Annotated in this window: 19 protein-coding genes and 2 tRNA genes; 3 read left to right on the top strand and 18 right to left on the bottom strand. The window is 39.6% G+C overall.

Going from position 1 to position 20,581, the window contains the following annotated elements:
- Positions 1-29: 29 nt before the first annotated feature.
- The 4 genes from LK416_04405 to thyA all read right to left on the bottom strand — a co-directional run bounded on the left by LK416_04405 (position 30) and on the right by thyA (position 5,793).
- Positions 30-2,636 carry a hypothetical protein gene (locus LK416_04405; protein UEA75427.1) on the bottom strand — a complete coding sequence of 869 codons (2,607 nt, stop codon included), beginning with the start codon at positions 2,634-2,636 and terminating at the stop codon, positions 30-32.
- A gap of 66 nt (positions 2,637-2,702) precedes the next feature.
- Positions 2,703-3,719, bottom strand: coding sequence for a rhomboid family intramembrane serine protease (locus tag LK416_04400; GenBank protein UEA75426.1), 1,017 nt, complete (start codon positions 3,717-3,719; stop codon positions 2,703-2,705).
- A gap of 2 nt (positions 3,720-3,721) precedes the next feature.
- Positions 3,722-4,831, bottom strand: a complete 1,110-nt coding sequence (locus LK416_04395; protein UEA75425.1) for a heavy metal-binding domain-containing protein — start codon at positions 4,829-4,831, stop codon at positions 3,722-3,724.
- Positions 4,832-4,962: 131 nt separating this feature from the next.
- A complete protein-coding gene (thyA, locus tag LK416_04390; protein ID UEA75424.1) occupies positions 4,963-5,793 on the bottom strand; it encodes a thymidylate synthase in 831 nt (276 codons plus the stop codon).
- A 163-nt stretch (positions 5,794-5,956) separates the two neighbouring features.
- On the opposite strand from thyA, the gene LK416_04385 reads away from it, so the two are divergent.
- Together LK416_04385 and LK416_04380 are read left to right on the top strand one after the other, a co-directional pair.
- Positions 5,957-6,373, top strand: coding sequence for a helix-turn-helix transcriptional regulator (locus LK416_04385; GenBank protein UEA75423.1), 417 nt, complete (start codon positions 5,957-5,959; stop codon positions 6,371-6,373).
- On the top strand, positions 6,370-6,786 hold the full coding sequence (locus LK416_04380) for a helix-turn-helix domain-containing protein (GenBank protein UEA75422.1): 417 nt from the start codon (positions 6,370-6,372) through the stop codon (positions 6,784-6,786). Before LK416_04385 ends, LK416_04380 begins: the two co-directional genes overlap by 4 nt.
- 22 nt (positions 6,787-6,808) lie before the next feature.
- Here the strand turns inward: LK416_04380 and LK416_04375 are convergent, their stop codons facing one another.
- The 6 genes from LK416_04375 to LK416_04350 all read right to left on the bottom strand — a co-directional run bounded on the left by LK416_04375 (position 6,809) and on the right by LK416_04350 (position 15,299).
- The gene (locus tag LK416_04375; GenBank protein UEA75421.1) at positions 6,809-7,687 is read right to left on the bottom strand and encodes a TIGR01212 family radical SAM protein; all 879 of its coding nucleotides are present in this window, start codon (positions 7,685-7,687) and stop codon (positions 6,809-6,811) included.
- Between the two features lie 103 nt (positions 7,688-7,790).
- Entirely contained in the window at positions 7,791-8,438 is a 648-nt protein-coding gene (locus LK416_04370; protein ID UEA75420.1) for an HAD-IIIA family hydrolase, read from the bottom strand.
- Positions 8,439-8,464: 26 nt separating this feature from the next.
- Positions 8,465-10,123 (bottom strand): putative manganese-dependent inorganic diphosphatase, encoded by a 1,659-nt coding sequence (locus LK416_04365; protein ID UEA75419.1) that lies wholly within the window; start codon positions 10,121-10,123, stop codon positions 8,465-8,467.
- 80 nt (positions 10,124-10,203) lie between these two features.
- Positions 10,204-13,407 carry a carbamoyl-phosphate synthase large subunit gene (gene carB, locus LK416_04360; GenBank protein ID UEA75418.1) on the bottom strand — a complete coding sequence of 1,068 codons (3,204 nt, stop codon included), beginning with the start codon at positions 13,405-13,407 and terminating at the stop codon, positions 10,204-10,206.
- Positions 13,407-14,480, bottom strand: coding sequence for a carbamoyl phosphate synthase small subunit (locus LK416_04355; protein UEA75417.1), 1,074 nt, complete (start codon positions 14,478-14,480; stop codon positions 13,407-13,409). The genes carB and LK416_04355 overlap by 1 nt, the downstream gene beginning before the upstream one ends.
- A gap of 165 nt (positions 14,481-14,645) precedes the next feature.
- Positions 14,646-15,299, bottom strand: a complete 654-nt coding sequence (locus tag LK416_04350; GenBank protein ID UEA75416.1) for an epoxyqueuosine reductase QueH — start codon at positions 15,297-15,299, stop codon at positions 14,646-14,648.
- 148 nt (positions 15,300-15,447) lie between these two features.
- Here LK416_04350 and LK416_04345 point away from each other — a divergent pair, with 148 nt between their 5' ends.
- Positions 15,448-15,681, top strand: coding sequence for a hypothetical protein (locus LK416_04345; protein UEA75415.1), 234 nt, complete (start codon positions 15,448-15,450; stop codon positions 15,679-15,681).
- Between the two features lie 141 nt (positions 15,682-15,822).
- Here the strand turns inward: LK416_04345 and LK416_04340 are convergent, their stop codons facing one another.
- From LK416_04340 to LK416_04305, 8 genes are all read right to left on the bottom strand, one after another.
- Positions 15,823-16,239 carry a hypothetical protein gene (locus tag LK416_04340; GenBank protein UEA75414.1) on the bottom strand — a complete coding sequence of 139 codons (417 nt, stop codon included), beginning with the start codon at positions 16,237-16,239 and terminating at the stop codon, positions 15,823-15,825.
- A gap of 65 nt (positions 16,240-16,304) precedes the next feature.
- Positions 16,305-16,826, bottom strand: coding sequence for a DUF6106 family protein (locus tag LK416_04335; GenBank protein UEA75413.1), 522 nt, complete (start codon positions 16,824-16,826; stop codon positions 16,305-16,307).
- Between the two features lie 59 nt (positions 16,827-16,885).
- The gene (locus LK416_04330) at positions 16,886-17,812 is read right to left on the bottom strand and encodes a GNAT family N-acetyltransferase (protein ID UEA75412.1); all 927 of its coding nucleotides are present in this window, start codon (positions 17,810-17,812) and stop codon (positions 16,886-16,888) included.
- 12 nt (positions 17,813-17,824) lie between these two features.
- Entirely contained in the window at positions 17,825-18,373 is a 549-nt protein-coding gene (gene ispF / locus LK416_04325) for a 2-C-methyl-D-erythritol 2,4-cyclodiphosphate synthase (GenBank protein UEA75411.1), read from the bottom strand.
- A gap of 147 nt (positions 18,374-18,520) precedes the next feature.
- Positions 18,521-18,594 (bottom strand) — tRNA-Met (locus LK416_04320).
- A gap of 15 nt (positions 18,595-18,609) precedes the next feature.
- A tRNA-Val gene (locus LK416_04315) sits at positions 18,610-18,682 on the bottom strand.
- Between the two features lie 118 nt (positions 18,683-18,800).
- Positions 18,801-19,325, bottom strand: a complete 525-nt coding sequence (locus LK416_04310) for a DUF1700 domain-containing protein (protein ID UEA75863.1) — start codon at positions 19,323-19,325, stop codon at positions 18,801-18,803.
- Between the two features lie 91 nt (positions 19,326-19,416).
- A complete protein-coding gene (locus tag LK416_04305) occupies positions 19,417-20,484 on the bottom strand; it encodes a hypothetical protein (GenBank protein ID UEA75410.1) in 1,068 nt (355 codons plus the stop codon).
- Between the last annotated feature and the right edge of the window lie 97 nt (positions 20,485-20,581).

The following is a 20,581-nucleotide window of genomic DNA, read 5'->3' as shown; positions in this document are numbered from 1 at the left end:
AATAATATTTATATTAATCTAATTATTTGTCATTTTTTCTTAAGCTTATATTTTTTTTCATCGGAATGTTTTGATTCAGATTTCTTTACAGCTTCAGACTCTGAAGCACTATCATTTTCCTTTATGTTTTCCGATTCATCGGTTTCATCCTCGCTTGAAGGATTTAACACAAAGCTGTCCTGATGCATATTGAAATAATCAGTGTTTGATGCATATTTAGTTCCAAGCTCGATTCCGAGTCTTGCAAGCAATTCATCTGTCTCACTGATCAAAGCTTCCTCTTTTTTCAGATTTTCAGCCATCTTCTGATCGTATTCTTCCTGTATGTCTTCATGCTTTACATGTTCTACAACAGGTGGTTTATCACTGTTATAATCAGGGAAAAGACTTGATCTGAATGTAGGAAAATCTATTTTTCTGCCATTTACATTTGCAGAATTCTCAACCACCGGTTCTAAGATTTCTGATTCTGAATCTTTTATTTCAAAAACCTCTGTTTCAGGATTTTTTGATGCAGGATCATTTATTTCAAAATCGTCGGTTTCAAAAATCTTTGCTTCGGGAATCTCCGTTTCAGAAGCATCATTATCTATATCATAATCCTGTTCTGATATTACTTCTGAAGCTGATTCATCGAGTTCATCAGGTACCGACTCATCAAACGCTTCTGTTGTGACGTCGACAGTTTCTTCCGGTATATAAGCATCTGTTTCCGACTGTTCAGATTCTGTCGTCTCCGGCTCCGCCTGTTCCGGTTCTTCTGCTTCGATATCAACATTAACTTCCGCTTCGTCAATGATTTCAGCTTCCACATCTTCTTCCTGCTTGATTTCTTCTGTCTCAGACTGAATGATATCTTCATCACTTTCATCTGGCATCAGATCTTCCGGCACTTCCGAGATCTCTACAATATCGTCATCCTCATATGCCTGCTCAAACGAATCGTCTTCCCAATCGTCTGTATCAAATTTGTATTCATCCAGTGACTGGATCGCAACATCAATATCAAATTTATGATCTTTCTTTCCTTCAGATTCAGAAACATCTCCCGAAAGCTCTTCATTTTCACTTATCTGAGGTTCTTCCATGAGAACCGTCTCGTCTTCTTCTGCTAGCTGTTCAGCAATCTCCGCTACCTCTGCATCCTCATGTGGCTCCGCAGGTTCTGCATACTCAGCTTCTTCAGCAACAATCTCCGACTCTGTATTTTCTTCAGACTCAGGTTCTGTATTTTCTTTTTCAATAACTGTTTCAGTATCCGATTCTGCAGCCTCTTTCTCAACAATTTCTTCAGTCTCAGGTTCCGCAGTCTCTTCCTCAACAATTGTCTCAGTCTCAGGTTCCGCAGTCTCTTCCTCAACAGTTGTCTCAGTCTCAGGTTCCGCAGTCTCTTCCTCGACAATTGTCTCAGTCTCAGGTTCCGCAGTCTCTTCCTCGACAGTTGTCTCGATCTCCGGCTCGCTTTGTTCAAGCGCATCCGGGTCAACCATCAATACTGTATCGAAATCATCTGTAATATCCGAAGTATCAAAATCATCCAGACTTTCATCGAATGATTCTTCTGATATCTGATCCAGATTCTTTTCTTCGCTAACAATCGAAGCGGTCTCCGGCTCTTTCATTATATCTTCACTCTGAGTCGAATCTATATTCTCTTCTACCGCCATTACTTCATCCAGTAATTTGTCTTTGTCCGGTTGCAGCTTCTCTGTTTCAGCAATTACCTCTTCAATCGCAGCCTCTTCTTTCTTTGACAGTCGTCCTATATGAAATCTCTTTCCTTTATCCTTTTTTTCCTCTGACTGCTCATTTTCCTGTTGTTCTTTCTTCTGCTGTTTCTTTAATTCTTTCTTTTCTTTAGATTTAAGCAGCATCTGTTTGAACTTCACAGAATTTGGTATGGGTTCACGATCATCGACCATCAAAGTAATCTTAGGGTCTTTCGGGAACATACGAAGGTGATCAGCTTCCAAAACCTTTTGTTCAAATGTTCTGATCTCTTCCTGTTCTTTTGAATCATCCTCCTGTTCTGATGCAGGATAACAATATATAGTTTTCTCTACATCATATGATTTATCTCTAAGCCGGTTCACATTCTCAATATATGGGGAACCTTTATAGGTCGCGCAGAAAATTTCAGCCTCCGACTGAAGTTTCTCCATATTTCCCATTGCAGCATACAATAACAACATCTCAAAATCCCAAGCTGCATCCGTTTCGGCTTCATTTGCTGAAATAAGAATTCCATACAGCTCTTTGAACGATTTTCGTTTTGCTTTTGCAATCATGTATTCTATACGATATGTACCTGCATCTTTTTCATCTTGATTAAATTTATAGATGTCATAATATGTGTCTACAAGTGAGTAAAACCCCTCAGATAAATACACTTTAATCAGTGAATATATAATCTTATTTCCAACAGGCGCCATGGAGTGGGCTTTTACAAGAGCAGCTCTGGCTTCCGAATAACGTCCGTTTTCATAGTAAACTTCACCACAAATCTTGATAAACTGAGGTGAAAGCGATCTGGTCAAATCCTGATGTTCAAGTATATCCAATGCAAGACTATAATCCCCGCTTGCCGCAAGTTCTTTTATTTTGTTGACACTTGACATGCTAATTCCAGTACCCATCCAATCATACTCCTAAACTAATTTTCATCAGCTAATTTTATCACATCAGGTCATCTTTTACAACTGTCATGTACCTGAGTTTTGCTTCTTCGAGCATATATATGCACAAAGCAATCCTGTAAATAATCCAGCTATCAATCCTCCTATATGCGCTGCATTATCTATGCCTTCCGAAACATATCCATTCAATATTGTGATCACGGATAAAAAAATAAGATCCTTTAATGAAATATCTGATATCTTTCCTTTACCAAAAAAGGCAAAAACAATCAATATACCCATCAAGCCGCAGATTGCACCCGATGCACCTCCTGCATATTCGTAAAAGTTTCCCATATAACAACTGACTATCGAACAAACAGATGCTACAATGCCGCAGAACAAATATACGCATATATACTTTACTTTCCCCAGCAGATATTCTACCCTTGCTCCAAGAGCAATCAATACAACCATATTGCTTAAAAGATGCGTCAGAGAAAAATGGAAAAACATAGATGTTAGCAGTCTGTAATACTGCTTTTCAACAAGAACATACCGAAGATTATCTGTCAGAATTTCTTCAAGAAAAGAATATCCGTAAGCATCCCTGGTATATACATATGCTATGAATACCAAAATATTGAGCAATACCAGAATCGGTGTTACCACTCCAAATATTTCCTTTAACCGGATACGCCAGTGGTCTTTTTCCGCATAAATCTCTTTTTCAAGAATCCTCTGTAACCCGTCAAAATCTGCCGGTTGATTCTCAAAAATATATAATTTACCATAATCCTCACTGAACAGCCAGACATTGTCCATCTTCTTAATGATCGTACTTAAGTCGTCATCAAATATTCCGTCCTTGGTAAGTAGCAGGTTCAAAATCATAACTCTTTTTCCTGTTTCTTCCAGATCATTTCTAATCTGTGAATTAAACTTTATAAGATTATCCGCTTTCAAATTTCTGCTATTTCCAAGCACAATAACGTATATGGCATCGCCTTCCGCTCTGCCATATACATTATTACTGTCAGGATTTAATTTTTTATATCCTTTTTCCCCCAGATGCTCAATGATCTGTAACATATATTGTTGCATTTTTACAATCCAAGGAACAGATTCTCAACCTTCTCAATTACAGTTTCCTTCATATCTCCACGTGTTTTTTCATACTGAATACCGGATTCCATAATCTCCAATAACTGCATACGAAGTCCTGAATCAATATCCTTAATATACTTCATAAGGACATCCTTGATCTCCATAACATATTCTTTCTGTTTCATTTCTTCCAACATCGGCTCATAATTAAATGTTATGCTGTTCTTCATCTCATCCTGTTTTCTGCCACAGATCACGCATTCCTCTGCGCCACCTTCATTTACATGTCCGCAGTTACAGGTCCATACAAGTCCATCCGACTTATAATTACATACAGCATCAAGACCTTTTTTAACTTTAAGTGCTTTATACTTCAATGCACTCATTTCAACATCGATCGGATCATCTCCGCATGAATATACACCTCTTGCAGTTACATATTTCTGAATATATACTTTACAACTTGTAATAATCTTTATGTATTTTTCAGGAAGTTTACATTCTATATAATCAGATTTTAATAATGATACATTTGTTTTATCAAATACAAAATCCACACCTGTTAATGTGATTTCATCACCGTAAATATTTACAAACTGAATGTCTGCTTTGATTGCTTTGACATCATCCATATTGTAATTATTATACCATGCCGAAATCTTGGTTCCGTTTCCTTCAGATGCAAGGATAACTTTTACGGCTCTCGGTACAAGCTTGTCGTAATAATTATTTACATATAATTCTTTTCTTACAAAATCGCTCTTTTCAAATTCGGATTTGTACTCTTTTTTCACCGAAACAAGTGTACCGCTAACAATAACCGCTGAAATATTAGATGAATAATCAACTATATTTGTTTTAAAGCCTACGACCGCATTGTAATTTGTCTTTCCGACAACTTCCTCAAATGACTTGATGGTTTCCTTCATTGTTCCATCCAGCTTGTCATGGTACATGCTGCTTCTGTCTGTTGCAATGTCAGCAATAGATGCACCGATCTCCTTTAAAAAATTAGAGCTTAAAATTGTCTGTACAAATTTATAAGGACCATATTCTGTTATCTCATATCCTTCAAAACTTGTGCCTGATGTAATCATAATATTTGCCATGTGTAACGCACCTCCAAAAATATATGAAAATTGTATCACAATATATCGGAATAGACAAATACTTTTTGTGAATTTTATATTAAAATCGCGTCTTTTTTTAGTAATTTTACTCAAATAACCACAAGTATTGTTTAAATTGCAATCGGAATATTCTTCACCTGTGGTCCTGTCTGATAATCTTCAATTGTAAAATCATCCAACGTAAACTGATAAAAATCTTTTACATCCGGATTCATGGTAAACTTTGGTGCAGGATAGGTTTCTCTGGATATCAGCTCTTTTACGATCGGAATGTGTCTGTCATAAATATGTGCATCTGCAATTACATGCACCAATTCTCCCGGTTTAAACCCTGTAACCTGTGCAATCATATAAACCAGTGCTGCATACTGAACAACATTCCAATTATTTGCCGCAAGTACATCCTGTGATCTCTGATTCAATATAGCATTCAGGCGATCTCCTGTTACATTAAATGTCATCCCATAAGCACACGGATACAGATTCATCTCATGAAGATCCTCGTGTACATACATATTTGTCATCATACGACGACTGTATGGATTATGTTTCAGATCATAAATCAAGCGATCCACCTGGTCAAACATACCTTCTTTGTACTGGTGTTTTACACCCATCTGATATCCGTAAGCTTTTCCGATCGAACCATCTTCATCTGCCCAGCTATCCCAGATATGACTTTTCAGATCATGTACATTATTGGATTTTTTCTGCCAGATCCACAGTATCTCATCTATAGCAGACTTAATATATGTCTTTCGAAGTGTAATTGCCGGAAATTCCTTTGACAGATCATAGCGGTTTACGACGCCAAACTTTTTGATCGTGTAAGCACTTGTTCCATCCTCCCACTTAGGGCGGACTTTTTCTCCCTCTGTACTATATCCGTTTTCTATGATTGATCTACACATTTCTATAAAAATATCATCCGCACGACTCATTTTATACCTCCGTTTTTTTCATAAATAAAGCTTCTGTAATTGTATCGTATCAACCGAAAAAACGCAACTTATTACATGAAACACTACCATTTATTACATTTCGGCACTTTTTTCCTGCAAATCGTGTATGATGTTGCAAAGAAATGAAAGGAGACTTACACAAATGCCAAATGAAAATTATCCATTACCTAAGCTTCTACGTTACTTCCGTGAGAAAAAACAAATGACGCAGGCAGAGGTCGCCGAGCAGCTCTCAATCTCGCGATCCGGATATGCTAATTATGAATCAGGGCGGATACTTCCCGGTATCGAACATATAGCCAAATTATCGAAGATTCTCGACCACGACTTCCTGTTCGCCTATTCCATGTCATTAAAAAACGCAGAACAGGACAATTACAATCTGATTGAAGCAGTCAGTGATCCATCTGCATATCAGGCTGTTCCTGTTCGCAAAGAAACAATTACTGATCTTATCAATCAGTTGAAGGAAGTCCCAACATGGGAGTTGGAGCTACTAAAAACCTATGTACAATTATACTGTAATGAGAAAAACGAAAAGGAGAAAAAGAATATATGACATCCGTTATCCGAACCAATATAGGCAGTGCACTGTTATCCCTTCGAAAAAGCAAAACCTTATCCATGCGTGAAGCAGCCGAAGAATTAAAAATATCCCAATCTGCCTATTCCCAATACGAACGTGGCAGTTCTATACCCGATATAAAAACAATTTTTTATGCATCAAATTACTATCATATCAATATTCAGTTTCTTGTATTTCTAATCTGTATTGATCTTGCATCTCTGGAAAACATTAAAAATGAGAACCTTTTTCAGTTATTTACCTTTGACAATATATTTGACTGGGATTTTTTTCATGTATTTAAAGAGTATGATCGTCTGTCTAAAAATTACAAGGATGCCGTCACCCGTTTTCTTCATGCCGCAAATATCTGTAATCAGAATGAATCCAGAAAAAACAACAACTAAAAAAACAGCAGTCAGATCTGTTTTATAGCTGTCTGACTGCTGCATTTATCGTATTCATTACTTTTTTCTTATCTGCGCTCCAAAGCGGTGCGATCAATAGTTTCTTCGGTCCGTCTCCGGTCAGGCGATGGATCACCATATCCGGCGGCAGTACCTTCAGACACGAAACAACACATTCTGTATAATCTTCCAGCGACAAAACAGAACATTCTCCATTCTGATACAATTCAGCAAGGTTGGTTCCTTTAAGGACATGAAGTAGTTGTAGCTTTATGCCCTGTGCACCGCTCTTTCCTATATACTCTGCTGTTTCGATCATATCTCTCTGTGTCTCTCCCGGAAGTCCCAATATCATATGTACGATCACATGTACACCAAGATCACAGAGTTTTTTTACTGCCTCGTCATATACCGAAAGCGGATATCCGCGATTAATAAGCTTTGCCGTTTCCTCATGGATCGTCTGAAGTCCGAGTTCTACCCACACCGGCTTGATTCTCTGTATATCACGCAGCATATCGATCACCTGATTTCCCAGGCAATCCGGTCTGGTTGCAATTGAAATAACTGCAATGTCTGACCGCATCGCTGCATTTCTATAAATATCCCGCAAACGGTCGATATCACCATAAGTATTCGTAAATGACTGAAAATATGCAATATAATGTTTACCTTTGAACTTCGAAGCAACCAGCTGTTTTGCCTGTTCGATCTGTTGATCTATGTCCATATCCGCTTTTGGACTGAAATCACCCGATCCTAGACTACTGCAAAAGATACAACCGCCAATTCCTGCCGTTCCATCCCGGTTCGGGCAGGTGGTTCCAGCATTTAATGACAGCTTGTATAATTTCTCCCCGAAGGTATCCTTTATATATTGATTTGCTGTATATATATTCATCTTACATATTCCTTATACATTGAACTGCCATGTTCATGTCCATCTCCATATTATATATCTTCCATATACAACTTCCATATCGATCAGACAGCAGCTTTACTGTTTAAAAAAATTCGAGCAGCTTCTCCGGCTTATGGATGATCTGGGTAGCACCATGTTCTAACAGGAATTCTTCATCACGAAAGCCCCAGGTAACAGAGATACATTCCAGTCCGCTGTTCTTTGCGGTCATGATATCCACATCTGAATCTCCAACATAGACTGTGCCTTCCCGTCCAATCTGCATTTCCTTCATTGCTTCTATGCAAGTGTCCGGTGCCGGTTTCTTTGCTACATTTGCAGACTCTCCGATCGCTGTACTTATATATGCACCAAAGAACTGATCCCTCAGTCCCTTCACTGCAGCATCAAATTTGTTCGATACGATACCTACCGGTATTTCTTTTTCTTTTAACGCCTTAAGCACATCGACAACTCCCTCGTAAGGGCCTGTCTTATTCAACATATTCTTTGAATAATGTTCCTTGAATATCGCGAGTGCTTTTAATGTATCGTCCTCTGAAGTTCCCGTCGGAACTGCACGCTCCATCAGCTTCTCTACGCCATTCCCTACAAAGCGGCGGACCTCATCGATTGTCCGTTCCGGATAATTCATCTGACGAAGTGCGTAATTTGTACTGTCTGCCAGATCCTCTAATGTATTTAAAAGTGTTCCATCCAAATCAAATATAACTGCCTGATATTTCTTCATTGTACATCTGCCTTTCTGCCTTTGTTCTATTCCGGCTGATCGAGTTCCTGTACGGCACGGACAAGTGCCGGAACGATCTGCTTCTTTCTGGAAACCACGCCTTCCAGATATGCATAATGATCGACAAATTCCGTCTGGAATGCACGGGAACAGATCTCCTCTGCCTCATCTCCAAATGCCAACATTCCGGAACTATCGTCTAAGATACTTGTCATTACAAACAAAAATACATCACATCCATTTTCTGTATAATCGGTCAGATACTCATACATACTCTTCTGTATCTGCTCAATCTCTCTGGTATTGATCGATGTGATCTGTCCGATCGCAAAGGTACGTCCGTCGATCTCAAATTTCTTATAATCCTGATGCAGAATCTCATCGATTGTCTTTCCCTTCAGATTACTTCCGGCATCAAACATCTCCATTGCGAAATCATTTACATTAATCTCGGCAAGTTGCGCCAGTGCATATGCTGCATTCTTATCCTCACAGGTACAGGTCGGTGATTTAAACAGCAGCGTATCTGATAAAATAGCCGCACACATCAATCCTGCAATCTTCTTATCCGGTATAATGTTCTGCTCTCTGTACATCTGATATATGATCGTAGATGTACAGCCAACCGGCTGATTTCTGAAATAAACCGGTGCAAGCGTTTCTACATTTGCAATTCTATGATGATCGATGATCTCCCGGATCTCTGCCTTGTCGATATTATCAACCGACTGTGTACGTTCATTATGATCGACCAGGATCACCTGTTTTTTTCTGGCATTGATATAGTTACGTCTGGAAACCAGTCCCAGATAATTTCCACTCTTATCTACAACAGGGAAATAACGAACTCTCGTCTTCGACATAACACTTTTTATCGTTTCAACCGAATCATCCTCGTTAAACGTCATTATATTATCACGAACCATAAAGAACCTTACCGGTATACTCTGACCGATCAGTCTGGCCACCTTATAAGTATCATTCTGAGATGTGATGATCGAACAGCCCTTAAATGCCGCAAGCTTCACAACATCGTCATCCACCTTATCCACCAGACAAAGGATCAGCATACCTGCTCCCTTTTCGATAGCCATTAGCTGAGATTCCTTCCGGTCACTTAAGATAACAATGTCGTCCGGCTTTACAAAATGCTCCATAAGCTCCACATGTGCCGCGCCTATGATAACTTTTCCTTTCGTAATATAACTATGCGGATTTCCACAGACCATCTCACCATCGATCGTCTCCATGATATGTCGGCACCTGGTTCTCGCTTTATACAAAATATCGTCTTCCGAATTCAACATATAAGCTTCTGCAATATCTCCAACAGTTAATATTCCACGAATCTTTCCGTTCTCCACAACCGGCAACGTCGTTGCATCATTCTTCTGCATGATCTCAAATGCCTTCTTCATTGTTGTATCACCCGGTACACCGGAAACGAGCCGGTAAGAAATATCACTCAACTGGGTGTCCACGTTTTTGATCAACTCCGGTACTTCCACATCAAAATAATTTAATACAAATTCTGTTTCTTTATTGATATTACCCGCTCTTTTGGGAATGTATTTATTTTCTGACTGATTCTTAAGATCTGCATACGCGATCGCTGAACAAATCGAATCCGTATCCGGATTCTTATGTCCGATCACAAACACCTCATCTCTTGGAATGTTATGCATATTCCACCTCCTATTAAGAACACAAAACAGCCTGCTGCAAAATGCAGCAGCCTGTTTTGTCAGGTTGTATCATATTATACTTATAATTCGCTGATGTCAACCAGTGATAATCGTCTATTTGCGGATGACTCCAAACTTGTAAGCAGTGCATTCGCTGTATCAAGACTTGTAAGACAGGTAACACCGGTTTCAACTGCATGACGTCTGATCACGAAACCATCCTTGCTTCGTTCAACACCCTGTGACGGAGTATCGATGATCAGATCGATCTCATGACTTAAGATCAGATCCAACAGGTTTGGTGATGGTTCCTCTACTTTGTTGATCAGTTCAGCAGGCACTCCATTCTCATTCAGGATTCTGCATGTGCTCTTTGTAGAGAAGATCTCATAACCAAGAGCCGCAAAACGTCTGCCGATTTCTACTGCATCCATCTTATCTGCATCCTTAACTGTAAGAATCATCTTCTTTGTCTTTGGAAGATTTACACCTGCGCCAAGGAACGCTTTGTAAAGGGCTTCGTTGTAGTCCTTGGAGATACCAAGACATTCACCTGTTGATTTCATTTCCGGTCCCAGACTGATCTCGGCTCCACGGATCTTCTCAAATGAGAATACCGGCATCTTGATCGCAAAGTATTCTGCTTCCGGCTGAAGTCCCGGCTTATATCCCATATCCTTGATCTTCTCGCCTGTGATAACACGGGTTGCAAGATCTACGATTGGAATACCAGTAACCTTGCTGATATATGGAACAGTACGGCTGGAACGAGGATTTACCTCAATTACATATACTTCATCATTGTATGCGATAAACTGTATATTGATCAGACCGATTACATGAAGGCTGTTTGCAAGCTTTCTTGTATAATCTTCAATTACACGTTTGATCTTTGGTGAAAGCGTCTGTGCAGGATATACAGAGATACTATCACCGGAATGGATACCGGCTCTCTCTACATGCTCCATGATACCAGGGATCAGGATATCTTCTCCATCACATACGGCATCTACTTCTACTTCCTTACCCATGATATATTTATCAACCAGAACAGGATGCTCCTGAACATGTCTGTTGATGATATCCATAAATTCAATAATATCTTTATCAGAGATCGCGATCTGCATTCCCTGTCCGCCTAATACATAAGAAGGTCTTACCAGAACCGGATAACCGAGTTCATTGGCTGCCTCTAAGGCTTCATCTCTGGTAAATACCGTTTTTCCGGCAGGTCTTGGGATACAGCACTTCTCAAGGATCTCATCAAATAATTCTCTATCCTCAGCGGCATCTACATTCTCTGCACTTGTACCAAGGATCGGAACACCCATCTCCATCAGTGCTTCCGTCAGCTTGATCGCTGTCTGTCCGCCGAACTGAACAACCGCACCATCCGGTCTTTCCAGATCTACAATTGCTTCTACATCCTCTGCTGTCAGTGGCTCGAAATACAGCTTATTTGCAATATCAAAATCTGTACTGACTGTCTCAGGATTATTATTTACGATAATGGTCTGGTATCCCTTTCTCTCAAATGCCCATGTACTGTGTACGGAGCAGTAATCGAATTCGATACCCTGTCCGATACGAATAGGACCGGAACCAAGAACCATAACCTTCTTTACGGAATGATCTTCCTCTACTTCATTCTCACCGTCAAAGCAGGAATAATAGTATGGTGTAGATGCTTCAAACTCTGCAGCACAGGTATCAACCATCTTGAAAGATGCACGGATACCATAGCCATACCGCAGCTCTTTGATCTCTTTTGTTGTCTTTCCTGTAAGCTGTGCGATTACCTTATCCGGGAATTCTACACGCTTGATCTCCTTCATCAGTTCCTTGGAGATATCTCCCTTGGAATCACGGATCTCCTGTTCATAGTCAACCAGATTGTTGATCTTATCAATGAACCAAAGATCAATCTTTGTGATATCGTGAATTGCTTCCTGTGTAATGCCACGGCGAAGTGCCTCAGCGATAACAAAGATACGTCTGTCATCTACATGATGCAGAAGCTTTAAGATATCACTGTCAGACATATTCTTATATCTGCTGGAATGAAGACCATCTACATGCTGTTCCAGAGAACGGATTGCTTTCATCAATGCGCCCTCAAAGTTTGTGCAGATACTCATAACCTCACCGGTTGCCTTCATCTGTGTTGTCAGATCATGATCTGCCTTGATGAACTTATCAAACGGAAGTCTAGGAATCTTAACAACAACATAGTCCAGTGCAGGCTCAAAACTTGCAAACGTCTTCTTGGTAATTGCATTCTGGATCTCATCCAGATTATAACCAAGTGCGATCTTTGCAGAAACCTTGGCGATCGGATAACCGGTTGCCTTGGATGCAAGTGCTGACGAACGGCTTACACGAGGATTTACTTCGATTACACAATATTCAAATGTAGTTGGATGTAATGCAAACTGTACGTTACAGCCACCACGGATATTTAATTCAGAAATAATATTTAATGCAGATGTACGAAGCATCTGATACTCTTTATCACCCAATGTCTGGGATGGTGCTACTACGATAGAGTCACCGGTATGGACACCGACCGGATCCAGATTCTCCATATTACAAACTGTAATACAGGTACCATTTGCATCACGCATTACTTCGTATTCGATCTCTTTCCAGCCTGCGATACAACGCTCTACCAGAACCTGACCGACACGACTAAGTCTCAGACCATTCATCAGAATCTCGACAAACTCTTCTTCATTTTCAGCGATACCACCGCCGCTTCCGCCGAGGGTATATGCCGGACGGAGTACAACCGGATATCCTATCTTCTTAACAAATTCCAGACCGGCTTTTACCGTTGTAACAACCTCAGATGGTGCTACAGGCTCATGGATCTTCTCCATGGTTTTCTTGAATTCCAGTCTATCCTCTGCTTTTTTGATTGTTGAAGAAGATGTACCGATCAACATAACATCATGTTCTCTTAAGAAACCGGACTCTTCCAGTTCCATTGCGATATTTAAAGCTGCCTGACCACCCAGTGTTGGCAGAAGGCTGTCCGGTTTTTCCTTCTCGATCACTGCTTTTACTACATCGGCTGTTAATGGCTCAATGTATACCTTATCTGCGATATCCTTATCTGTCATGATCGTAGCCGGATTGGAGTTGATCAGGACAACGCAAAGGCCTTCTTCTTTTAATGAACGACAAGCCTGTGTACCGGCATAGTCAAATTCTGCAGCCTGTCCGATTACGATAGGACCGGAGCCAATTACAACAACTTTTTTAATATTCGGATTCTTTGGCATTACTTAGACACCTCCATCATATTCATAAATACATCAAACAAGAAGTCTGTATCAAGAGGACCGGCACATGCTTCCGGATGGAACTGTACGGTCTGTGCATTCTTACCAAGGTAATGAACACCTTCTACTGTACCATCATTTACATTGATAAAGCTGACCTCGGCAACCTTTCTGTCAAGGCTCTCTTCTTTTACCATATATCCATGATTCTGAGTTGAAATATAAACCTTTCCGGTCTTTAAATCTTTTACAGGATGGTTCGCACCTCTGTGACCGTATTTCATCTTTACGGTATCGCCGCCATTTGCAAGTGCAAGCAGCTGATGTCCAAGACATATTGCAAAAATAGGAATATCTGTATCGAAAAGTTTTTTCACTTCTTTGATCGTAACCTTACAATCCTTTGGATCTCCAGGTCCGTTTGTTAACATGATGCCGTCCGGTGCATCTGCGATGATCTCCTCCGCAGGTGTCTCAGCAGGATATACAGTAACCTGACAACCTCTCTTTAATAAAGATTTGATAATATTTCTCTTAACGCCGAGATCGATCACAGCTACCTTGTAGCCATCTCCCGGATAAACTTTCTTTTCTTTGCATGTAACATCAAGAACAACATGTCCCATCTCCCATGCTTTGATCCGCTTCAGACAATCTTCAAGGTCATAAGAAGCATTTGTTGTGATCATGCCCTTCATTGTACCCTGATTTCTGAGGATCTTGGTCAAGGCTCTGGTATCAACTCCCTCGATACCTGTTATATTGTTATTAATAAGGAACTGGTTAATACTCTGTTCACTTCTAAAGTTACTTGGCTTCTTCGCAATCTCTCTTACAATAAATCCTGACTGCCATGGTTTATCAGCCTCCATATCTTCCAGACATACACCATAATTACCAATCAACGGATATGTCATACAAACTGCCTGCCCGGCATAGGATGGGTCTGTCAACACCTCTAAGTAACCTGTCATAGACGTATTGAAAACAATTTCGCTTATGATCTCATCGGTTGCTCCAATACTGGTGCCTTCAAATACATGTCCATCTTCAAGTATCAAAAAAGCTTTCATAATACAATTCCTTTCTTCTTTTTTCTATTTTTGCTCAAAAAAAAAGAGTGAACAGAGAATCTGTGCACACATACAAAGATCCTCATCTGCCTCTTTTTTCTAGTTTTGTCAATTCTAACACATTTGTTATTGTTAGACAACACTTTTTCATCGAAATTCGTCAACTTATTTCTGAGCAGCTTCCTGCTTCATTTTTTCTGCTGCTTCATACACTCTTCTGCTGAATTCACAGCCGCAGAAGTTCTGTCTATATAAATTATATTCCTTTGAAAGCTCGATCGAATGTTTATATCCGTTTTTCTTCTTAAAATCACTATGCAAAAATGTTATACCATACTGCTCACCCAGTTCTTCTCCGATCTCATTGAGCCAGTCTGCATTTTTATGCGGGCTGATCGACAGTGTCGTAGTAAAATAATCAAATCCATGCTTCTTTGCAAATGCTGCACTTTTATCCAGACGAAGCTTATAACAGGCATAGCACCGGATTCCACGTTCCGGTTCCTCTTCCATTCCTTTTGCCATTTCAAGAAACCGTTCGCTCTCATGCTCTTCCAGATATGACTCCACCCCATTCTCCTGATATACTTCATGAACAAAGCGTTTTAATTCATTCCAGCGTTTCTCGTATTCTTCATCACTTGTGATATTCGGATTATAAAAATAAGCAGTAATATCAAAATAATCGGTCAGAACTTCAAGGCAATGACTGGAACACGGGGCACAGCAGCAATGAAGCAATATCTTCTTTTTACTGCCGGAATCCGATATTTTCTTCAATTCTTCTTCCATCATAGTATAATAGTTTGCATTTTTCACTATTTATCTCTCCTTTTTTATCAAAAATAACGGAAGTTTTTCCCTTTTTTTGCCTTTTTGTGCATTATTTACAGTTGACTTTGTGCTATCTATACAATATACTATATTCAAACAAACATAGACATACTATATGATGGAGGTGTTTATCATGACAGTTGAACAGGCAATCAAAAAATACAAATTACAGCCGGTAAGTGTCAGCGTTGCAAAAGTGAAAGCCAAAGAACTGAATGTGGAGGAAGTTTTGTACATGAATGTACAGAAGAATAAATACGCCTACATTGTTAAAGATGGTGCACGGGGAATCATGCTTTACTCCGATGAAAGAAGTCTTTATACCAAATTGTATAAAGGACTTAAGATGACTCCTCTTCAGCCATAGTTTCGTATTTAATTTCACACCACATAAAAGAAGCTTATCATCAGAAGTCCGGATTTCAGACCGAATCTGTTATAAGCTTTTTTTATTACTCTAAACGTCGCAGCTGCTTCAACAACAAAAAAACTCGCTTTGTATTTATATTTAAAACAATCTGTACTCCGGCAATTCTTCTCCAAACAGAAAATGCCTGATTCCATCATCCACAAATATTATGATCAATGAAAGGAACATCCACAACACAGAATATGGCAGACATATCTGCCCCATCACATTATATGGCAGATATGAATAATCCCATACTCCGACATGAAAGATCAGATTTACTATAACTCCGGTAATAAATTCCAACAATGTTATGATCTCTGCCGATAAAAACATCTGTAACGAGATCGGCATTCTCGGGAACATCTGATTCAAACCTCCGCAGGCAATCATACACAGCCCCCCACAGATTATCATGGAATAATGAGAATAATCTCTGGTAAATATTTCAAGAAAATAATATACCATTCCTCCGGTCAAAAACAAAGACAGATATTTAAAAAAAGTAATTTTCATCGCAAGCACCTCTTTTATAGTATCTGTCTTTCTGCTTATAAATATGTGTCCGTTCCTGACTTTCTCTATTCCCGGATTTTTCCTTTGAAAAATTGTTTTACATGTTCAATCGTCTTTGCATCAAGCTCTAACAGGACTTCCTCTGTGCGGTTATTCTTATTCAGGATGAAAGAATAAACAGGATTCTCTGTGTTCTTATCCTTTGAAGTGAAATTCATCGTTTTAATACCGGAATTTGCCTGATGCTCATTATCCCTATAGATTGAATCTACAGTCGTGATCTGTTTTACTTCTCCGCCTTCAAAATGATACACCTGTTTTCTGCTGCTCTTTGCGGTGATCCTTGCAACCTCAACATCATCATTTACGAACAAATATTCAAACTCACACTCTTTTCGATTAATCGCAAATGAAAATATAATTACACCAACAACCGCAAGCGGAAGTCCAAAGATTGTGCCTCCCGGTACAAAGAACATAAAAAATGCTCCCACCACGGTGATAATTGCTCCAAGTACGATCAATGCCATGATTCCGGCAGAAGTCTTTGTTTTCACTATATGTTCTACATATCCGTCTGTTGTCATTTTATTTCTCCTTTTTGTATATACACTCTACAACTATTATACATGGTATCCATATTTTTTTAAACCACTTCATTTATGAAAATACGATCTGATTTTCTATATAATTCTGTGTACTCCGTATATGGCTCATAAAACATGATCCCACGGCCTTTCTTTATCATCTTATGATCTGTATATGTTCCAAACAATTCAACCTTAGAAAATACAGGAATATCACTCTCACAAATTCCATATAACAACGGATCAAGTGATCCGGTAACTGTACAATACTGAACGATCTCTGCGCGATCCCCATCATACATGGTTCCATACACCGCCGCTATCTCATTCTCATCCTTTATAATATATACATCACCGAACAGGGACTGACATTCCATTCCAAGATCTTCCAGGTAGGCTCTGGTTCGTGGTACAAAGAGATCATAGCGTTGTGCCAGTTTTTCAGAAAAACTCTGCAACTGTTCATCTGTTATATCTTCCAACCCACAAAGCTCATAATCATTCTTCTCAGGTTTCAGATCGGTTATATTATAAAAGCCGCTTTCTACTACCGGAGCAAATCCCAGACCTTTATAATAGATCTCTTTCTCCGGCATCAGATAAATATAATCGTAATCATTCTCAGCCGCATATGCAAGCACATGCTTCATTAATATCGACATGATTCCATGTCTTCGGAACTCAGGCTCGGTCGCAACGCCAACGATATATCCACCCTTTTTATATGTGGTTGCTCCTGCTGTCGTCTCAGCAAGAGTATATGAATTCAAATGCACCATAGAAATAATCTTGGAGTCAGTCTTTGCCACAAAGATATGATTCCTTGTTGCCACATTTGAAAAATAATAATCCATATATGCATCCTGATCGTCAAATGACTGTTTCCAGAGCTTACGGATCTCGTTCATATCTTCCGCTCCGGCAGTTTCTATCCTGATCGAATCAAACGTTTTGCAATCCATCTGATCGCATCTTTCTTCATTCATACCCTAAACTACCTACTGTCTGACCGGACAGCCCTGACAGCCGGCGCAGCCTCCCTGGTTCATTCCCATAACATCATAATCATAGTTCCCGACAGTCTCTAACAGACAGACAGCCTGTGAACTGATTCCAAGACCCACTCCGGTAAATCCCAGCTTTTCCTCTGTCGTAGCCTTCACATTCACCCTGTTCACCGGAAGTTCCAGACATTCTGCAATATTCTTTCTCATATCTTCTATATATGGGGCAAGCTTCGGCTGCTGTGCGATCACTGTCGCATCTATATTCTCTATAAAGAAAAATTTCTCATCCAGAAGCTTCTTCACTTTCTTTAACAGCACCATGCTGTCTGCCCCCTTATAACGGTCATCTGTATCCGGAAAATGCCTGCCGATATCTCCCAATGCCGCAGCACCGAGAAGCGCATCCATGATCGCATGAAGCAGAACATCTGCATCTGAATGCCCAAGCAGTCCTTTCTCGTATGGAATCTCCACTCCGCCAAGGATCAACTTTCTGTCTTCTACTAATTTATGAACATCATAGCCCATTCCAACTCGCATATTTGATTTCTCCTTATTATTTCATTCACTCATATTTTTCTATCGTTATGATGACCACATGAACCGGCATCAATATGCCGGTTTATTCAAATACCATCACACTGCTACAAAAAAAATCGCCATGATATCATGACGATTAAAGGTTAGTAGCGGGAGGGGGATTTGAACCCTCGACACTGCGGGTATGAACCGCATGCTCTAGCCAACTGAGCTATCCCGCCATATTTTATTTTAAATGGGACCTACAGGGCTCGAACCTGTGACCCTCTGCTTGTAAGGCAGATGCTCTCCCAGCTGAGCTAAGATCCCATTTCGTTTGTGTTCTCTGTCGAACACCTTTGCTAGTATAAGGGATATACCGATAATTGTCAAGAACTTTTTTCAACTTTTTTAAAACTTTTTTATTTGTTAAAAAATCTGCTTCCGACTACATTCGATGATTGTCGATCAGACTGATGATCAGGTTCACGATAAACAAAATTGCAGCAACCGGAATGATCACATATACAAGAATCTTAACTCCGATCACAACCAGTAATACGATCAGGGCAAGTAATAAAACAAGTCCGATTCCGATCACAACCTTACCAAGCGTCGTAGAAAAATCAAGTTTTCCAAAGCAGACACTGGTATTTCCATTTTCATCCATTTTGATATGCCAGCCCTTTGGTGTGTCTCCTCCATCTCGGCTCACACTTCCGCGTCTGCCGTTCGTTGTCTCTGTATAGGTATAGCTCTGTTCTGTCCGGTCAGCTCCTGCGGTATCAACGATCGTCTTTGCGATCAGTCGCCCGGAGCCAAGTTCCGCAACAATTTCCTCCTCAGTCTTACCTTCTGCTATTTTTCTCCGGAAATAAGACTCATAATATTCTATTGTTTCACGATATTTCTCATATGATACATTCCCATCCAAGCCTTCTCTGAGCTGATCCATAAATTCCTTCTTACTCATTTTTATCACACTTCACTCTCCCCTGTTCATCAGGCATTGAGTTTTCCTTTCTCCCGTACTGTCACGGGCATTTTGTTTTACAATAATAAAATCATATATTTACATATACAATGATCACATAATATTCTCCCATATCTTCAACCAGATACTTAAGTTTTTTTATAGCCGAACTGTCATAGAGAAATGACAGATCCGGTCTGTCCGTATCCATATAATAAACAATTGCTTCGAGCACATCCGAGCGTCCGATCTGCTTCGTGATCCCTTTCTTATATGCTTCAAAATCATCAAATACTGCAAATGTCTTCACATAATAATTCATATCTGTATCTGTGCAGGTACGGTAAAACTCCCGTTCCCATGTATGATTTTCGGCAAGTGCCTCATCTGTCAGATTAAAATATGTGTGTTTTATATACGATCCCATGTCCGGAACCGCATCATCCCAAGTCAGATCGATATTATACCATTTGCCATTAAGTTCAACCTGATTCCACGCATGCAGGTCACCATCTGCCGTTCCGACTACAATATCACATGGAATATCAAGACAGGTCATCAACATAAAAAACGCTTCCGCATAACCATCACATACTGCTTTATGAGATACAAGGACACCATAGGCATCATATGCATCCTGCTGTTCCTCCGGAAAACCATATACACAGTTTTTTATCAGATAGTCATGTACCGCCACCTCTTTGTCAAAATCACTCATCGGTTCTTTGATGCAGGTCTGATAAAATTCTATATATGCATCATACATAGCAATCGCTTTCTTTTTATCCGATGGTATCTCTTCATCAAAAAGCGCTTTCCGGATCACATAGTAATTCTCGCTACGATCAAAAGAAAGCTGAATTGCAAGATAATCACCGGAAGATACCAATACCCGATAGGTATCTACACTTCCGAATGCCGAATCCACATATTTATTAATATCACTGATATCCTTTATCTTTACATTCTTTACATAAAAGATATCAGAATCATTTCCATCCTCCATCGAATGCATTACATTTGTTCGTAATGCTACCAGTCCGTTCACAACATCCTGACGATGAAATATATTAAAAAATGCCCATCTTCCTGTATAGAAAAGAACGATCAGCACAAGTGCCGTAATGATTCCTTTCAAAATAAAATGTCGTTTCTTCATCCAATCCATCCATTCTGACAATTTAGGTTATTTTATCATCTGTCCACAACTGCTGTAAACCTGTAAATATCTTTTTCATAAAAATTTGATATTTACC

It is taken from the genome of Lachnospiraceae bacterium GAM79 (assembly GCA_020735665.1).
Classification (GTDB): domain Bacteria; phylum Bacillota; class Clostridia; order Lachnospirales; family Lachnospiraceae; genus Coprococcus.
This window is presented reverse-complemented; position numbering and strand designations above follow the sequence as displayed.

Coding starts and splice junctions, on each gene's coding strand:
- LK416_04375 (UEA75421.1), bottom strand. CDS start 7,687: ATGAATATATATACAGCAAATCAATATATAAAGGATACCTTCGGGGAG.
- LK416_04305 (UEA75410.1), bottom strand. CDS start 20,484: ATGAAGAAACGACATTTTATTTTGAAAGGAATCATTACGGCACTTGTG.
- LK416_04395 (UEA75425.1), bottom strand. CDS start 4,831: ATGGCAAATATTATGATTACATCAGGCACAAGTTTTGAAGGATATGAG.
- LK416_04400 (UEA75426.1), bottom strand. CDS start 3,719: ATGCAACAATATATGTTACAGATCATTGAGCATCTGGGGGAAAAAGGA.
- LK416_04330 (UEA75412.1), bottom strand. CDS start 17,812: ATGAATGAAGAAAGATGCGATCAGATGGATTGCAAAACGTTTGATTCG.
- LK416_04405 (UEA75427.1), bottom strand. CDS start 2,636: ATGGGTACTGGAATTAGCATGTCAAGTGTCAACAAAATAAAAGAACTT.
- thyA (UEA75424.1), bottom strand. CDS start 5,793: ATGAGTCGTGCGGATGATATTTTTATAGAAATGTGTAGATCAATCATA.
- LK416_04335 (UEA75413.1), bottom strand. CDS start 16,826: ATGACAACAGACGGATATGTAGAACATATAGTGAAAACAAAGACTTCT.
- LK416_04340 (UEA75414.1), bottom strand. CDS start 16,239: ATGAAAATTACTTTTTTTAAATATCTGTCTTTGTTTTTGACCGGAGGA.
- LK416_04365 (UEA75419.1), bottom strand. CDS start 10,123: ATGCATAACATTCCAAGAGATGAGGTGTTTGTGATCGGACATAAGAAT.
- LK416_04355 (UEA75417.1), bottom strand. CDS start 14,480: ATGAAAGCTTTTTTGATACTTGAAGATGGACATGTATTTGAAGGCACC.
- LK416_04370 (UEA75420.1), bottom strand. CDS start 8,438: ATGAAGAAATATCAGGCAGTTATATTTGATTTGGATGGAACACTTTTA.
- carB (UEA75418.1), bottom strand. CDS start 13,407: ATGCCAAAGAATCCGAATATTAAAAAAGTTGTTGTAATTGGCTCCGGT.
- LK416_04310 (UEA75863.1), bottom strand. CDS start 19,325: ATGAGTAAGAAGGAATTTATGGATCAGCTCAGAGAAGGCTTGGATGGG.
- ispF (UEA75411.1), bottom strand. CDS start 18,373: ATGCGAGTTGGAATGGGCTATGATGTTCATAAATTAGTAGAAGACAGA.
- LK416_04385 (UEA75423.1), top strand. CDS start 5,957: ATGCCAAATGAAAATTATCCATTACCTAAGCTTCTACGTTACTTCCGT.
- LK416_04380 (UEA75422.1), top strand. CDS start 6,370: ATGACATCCGTTATCCGAACCAATATAGGCAGTGCACTGTTATCCCTT.
- LK416_04345 (UEA75415.1), top strand. CDS start 15,448: ATGACAGTTGAACAGGCAATCAAAAAATACAAATTACAGCCGGTAAGT.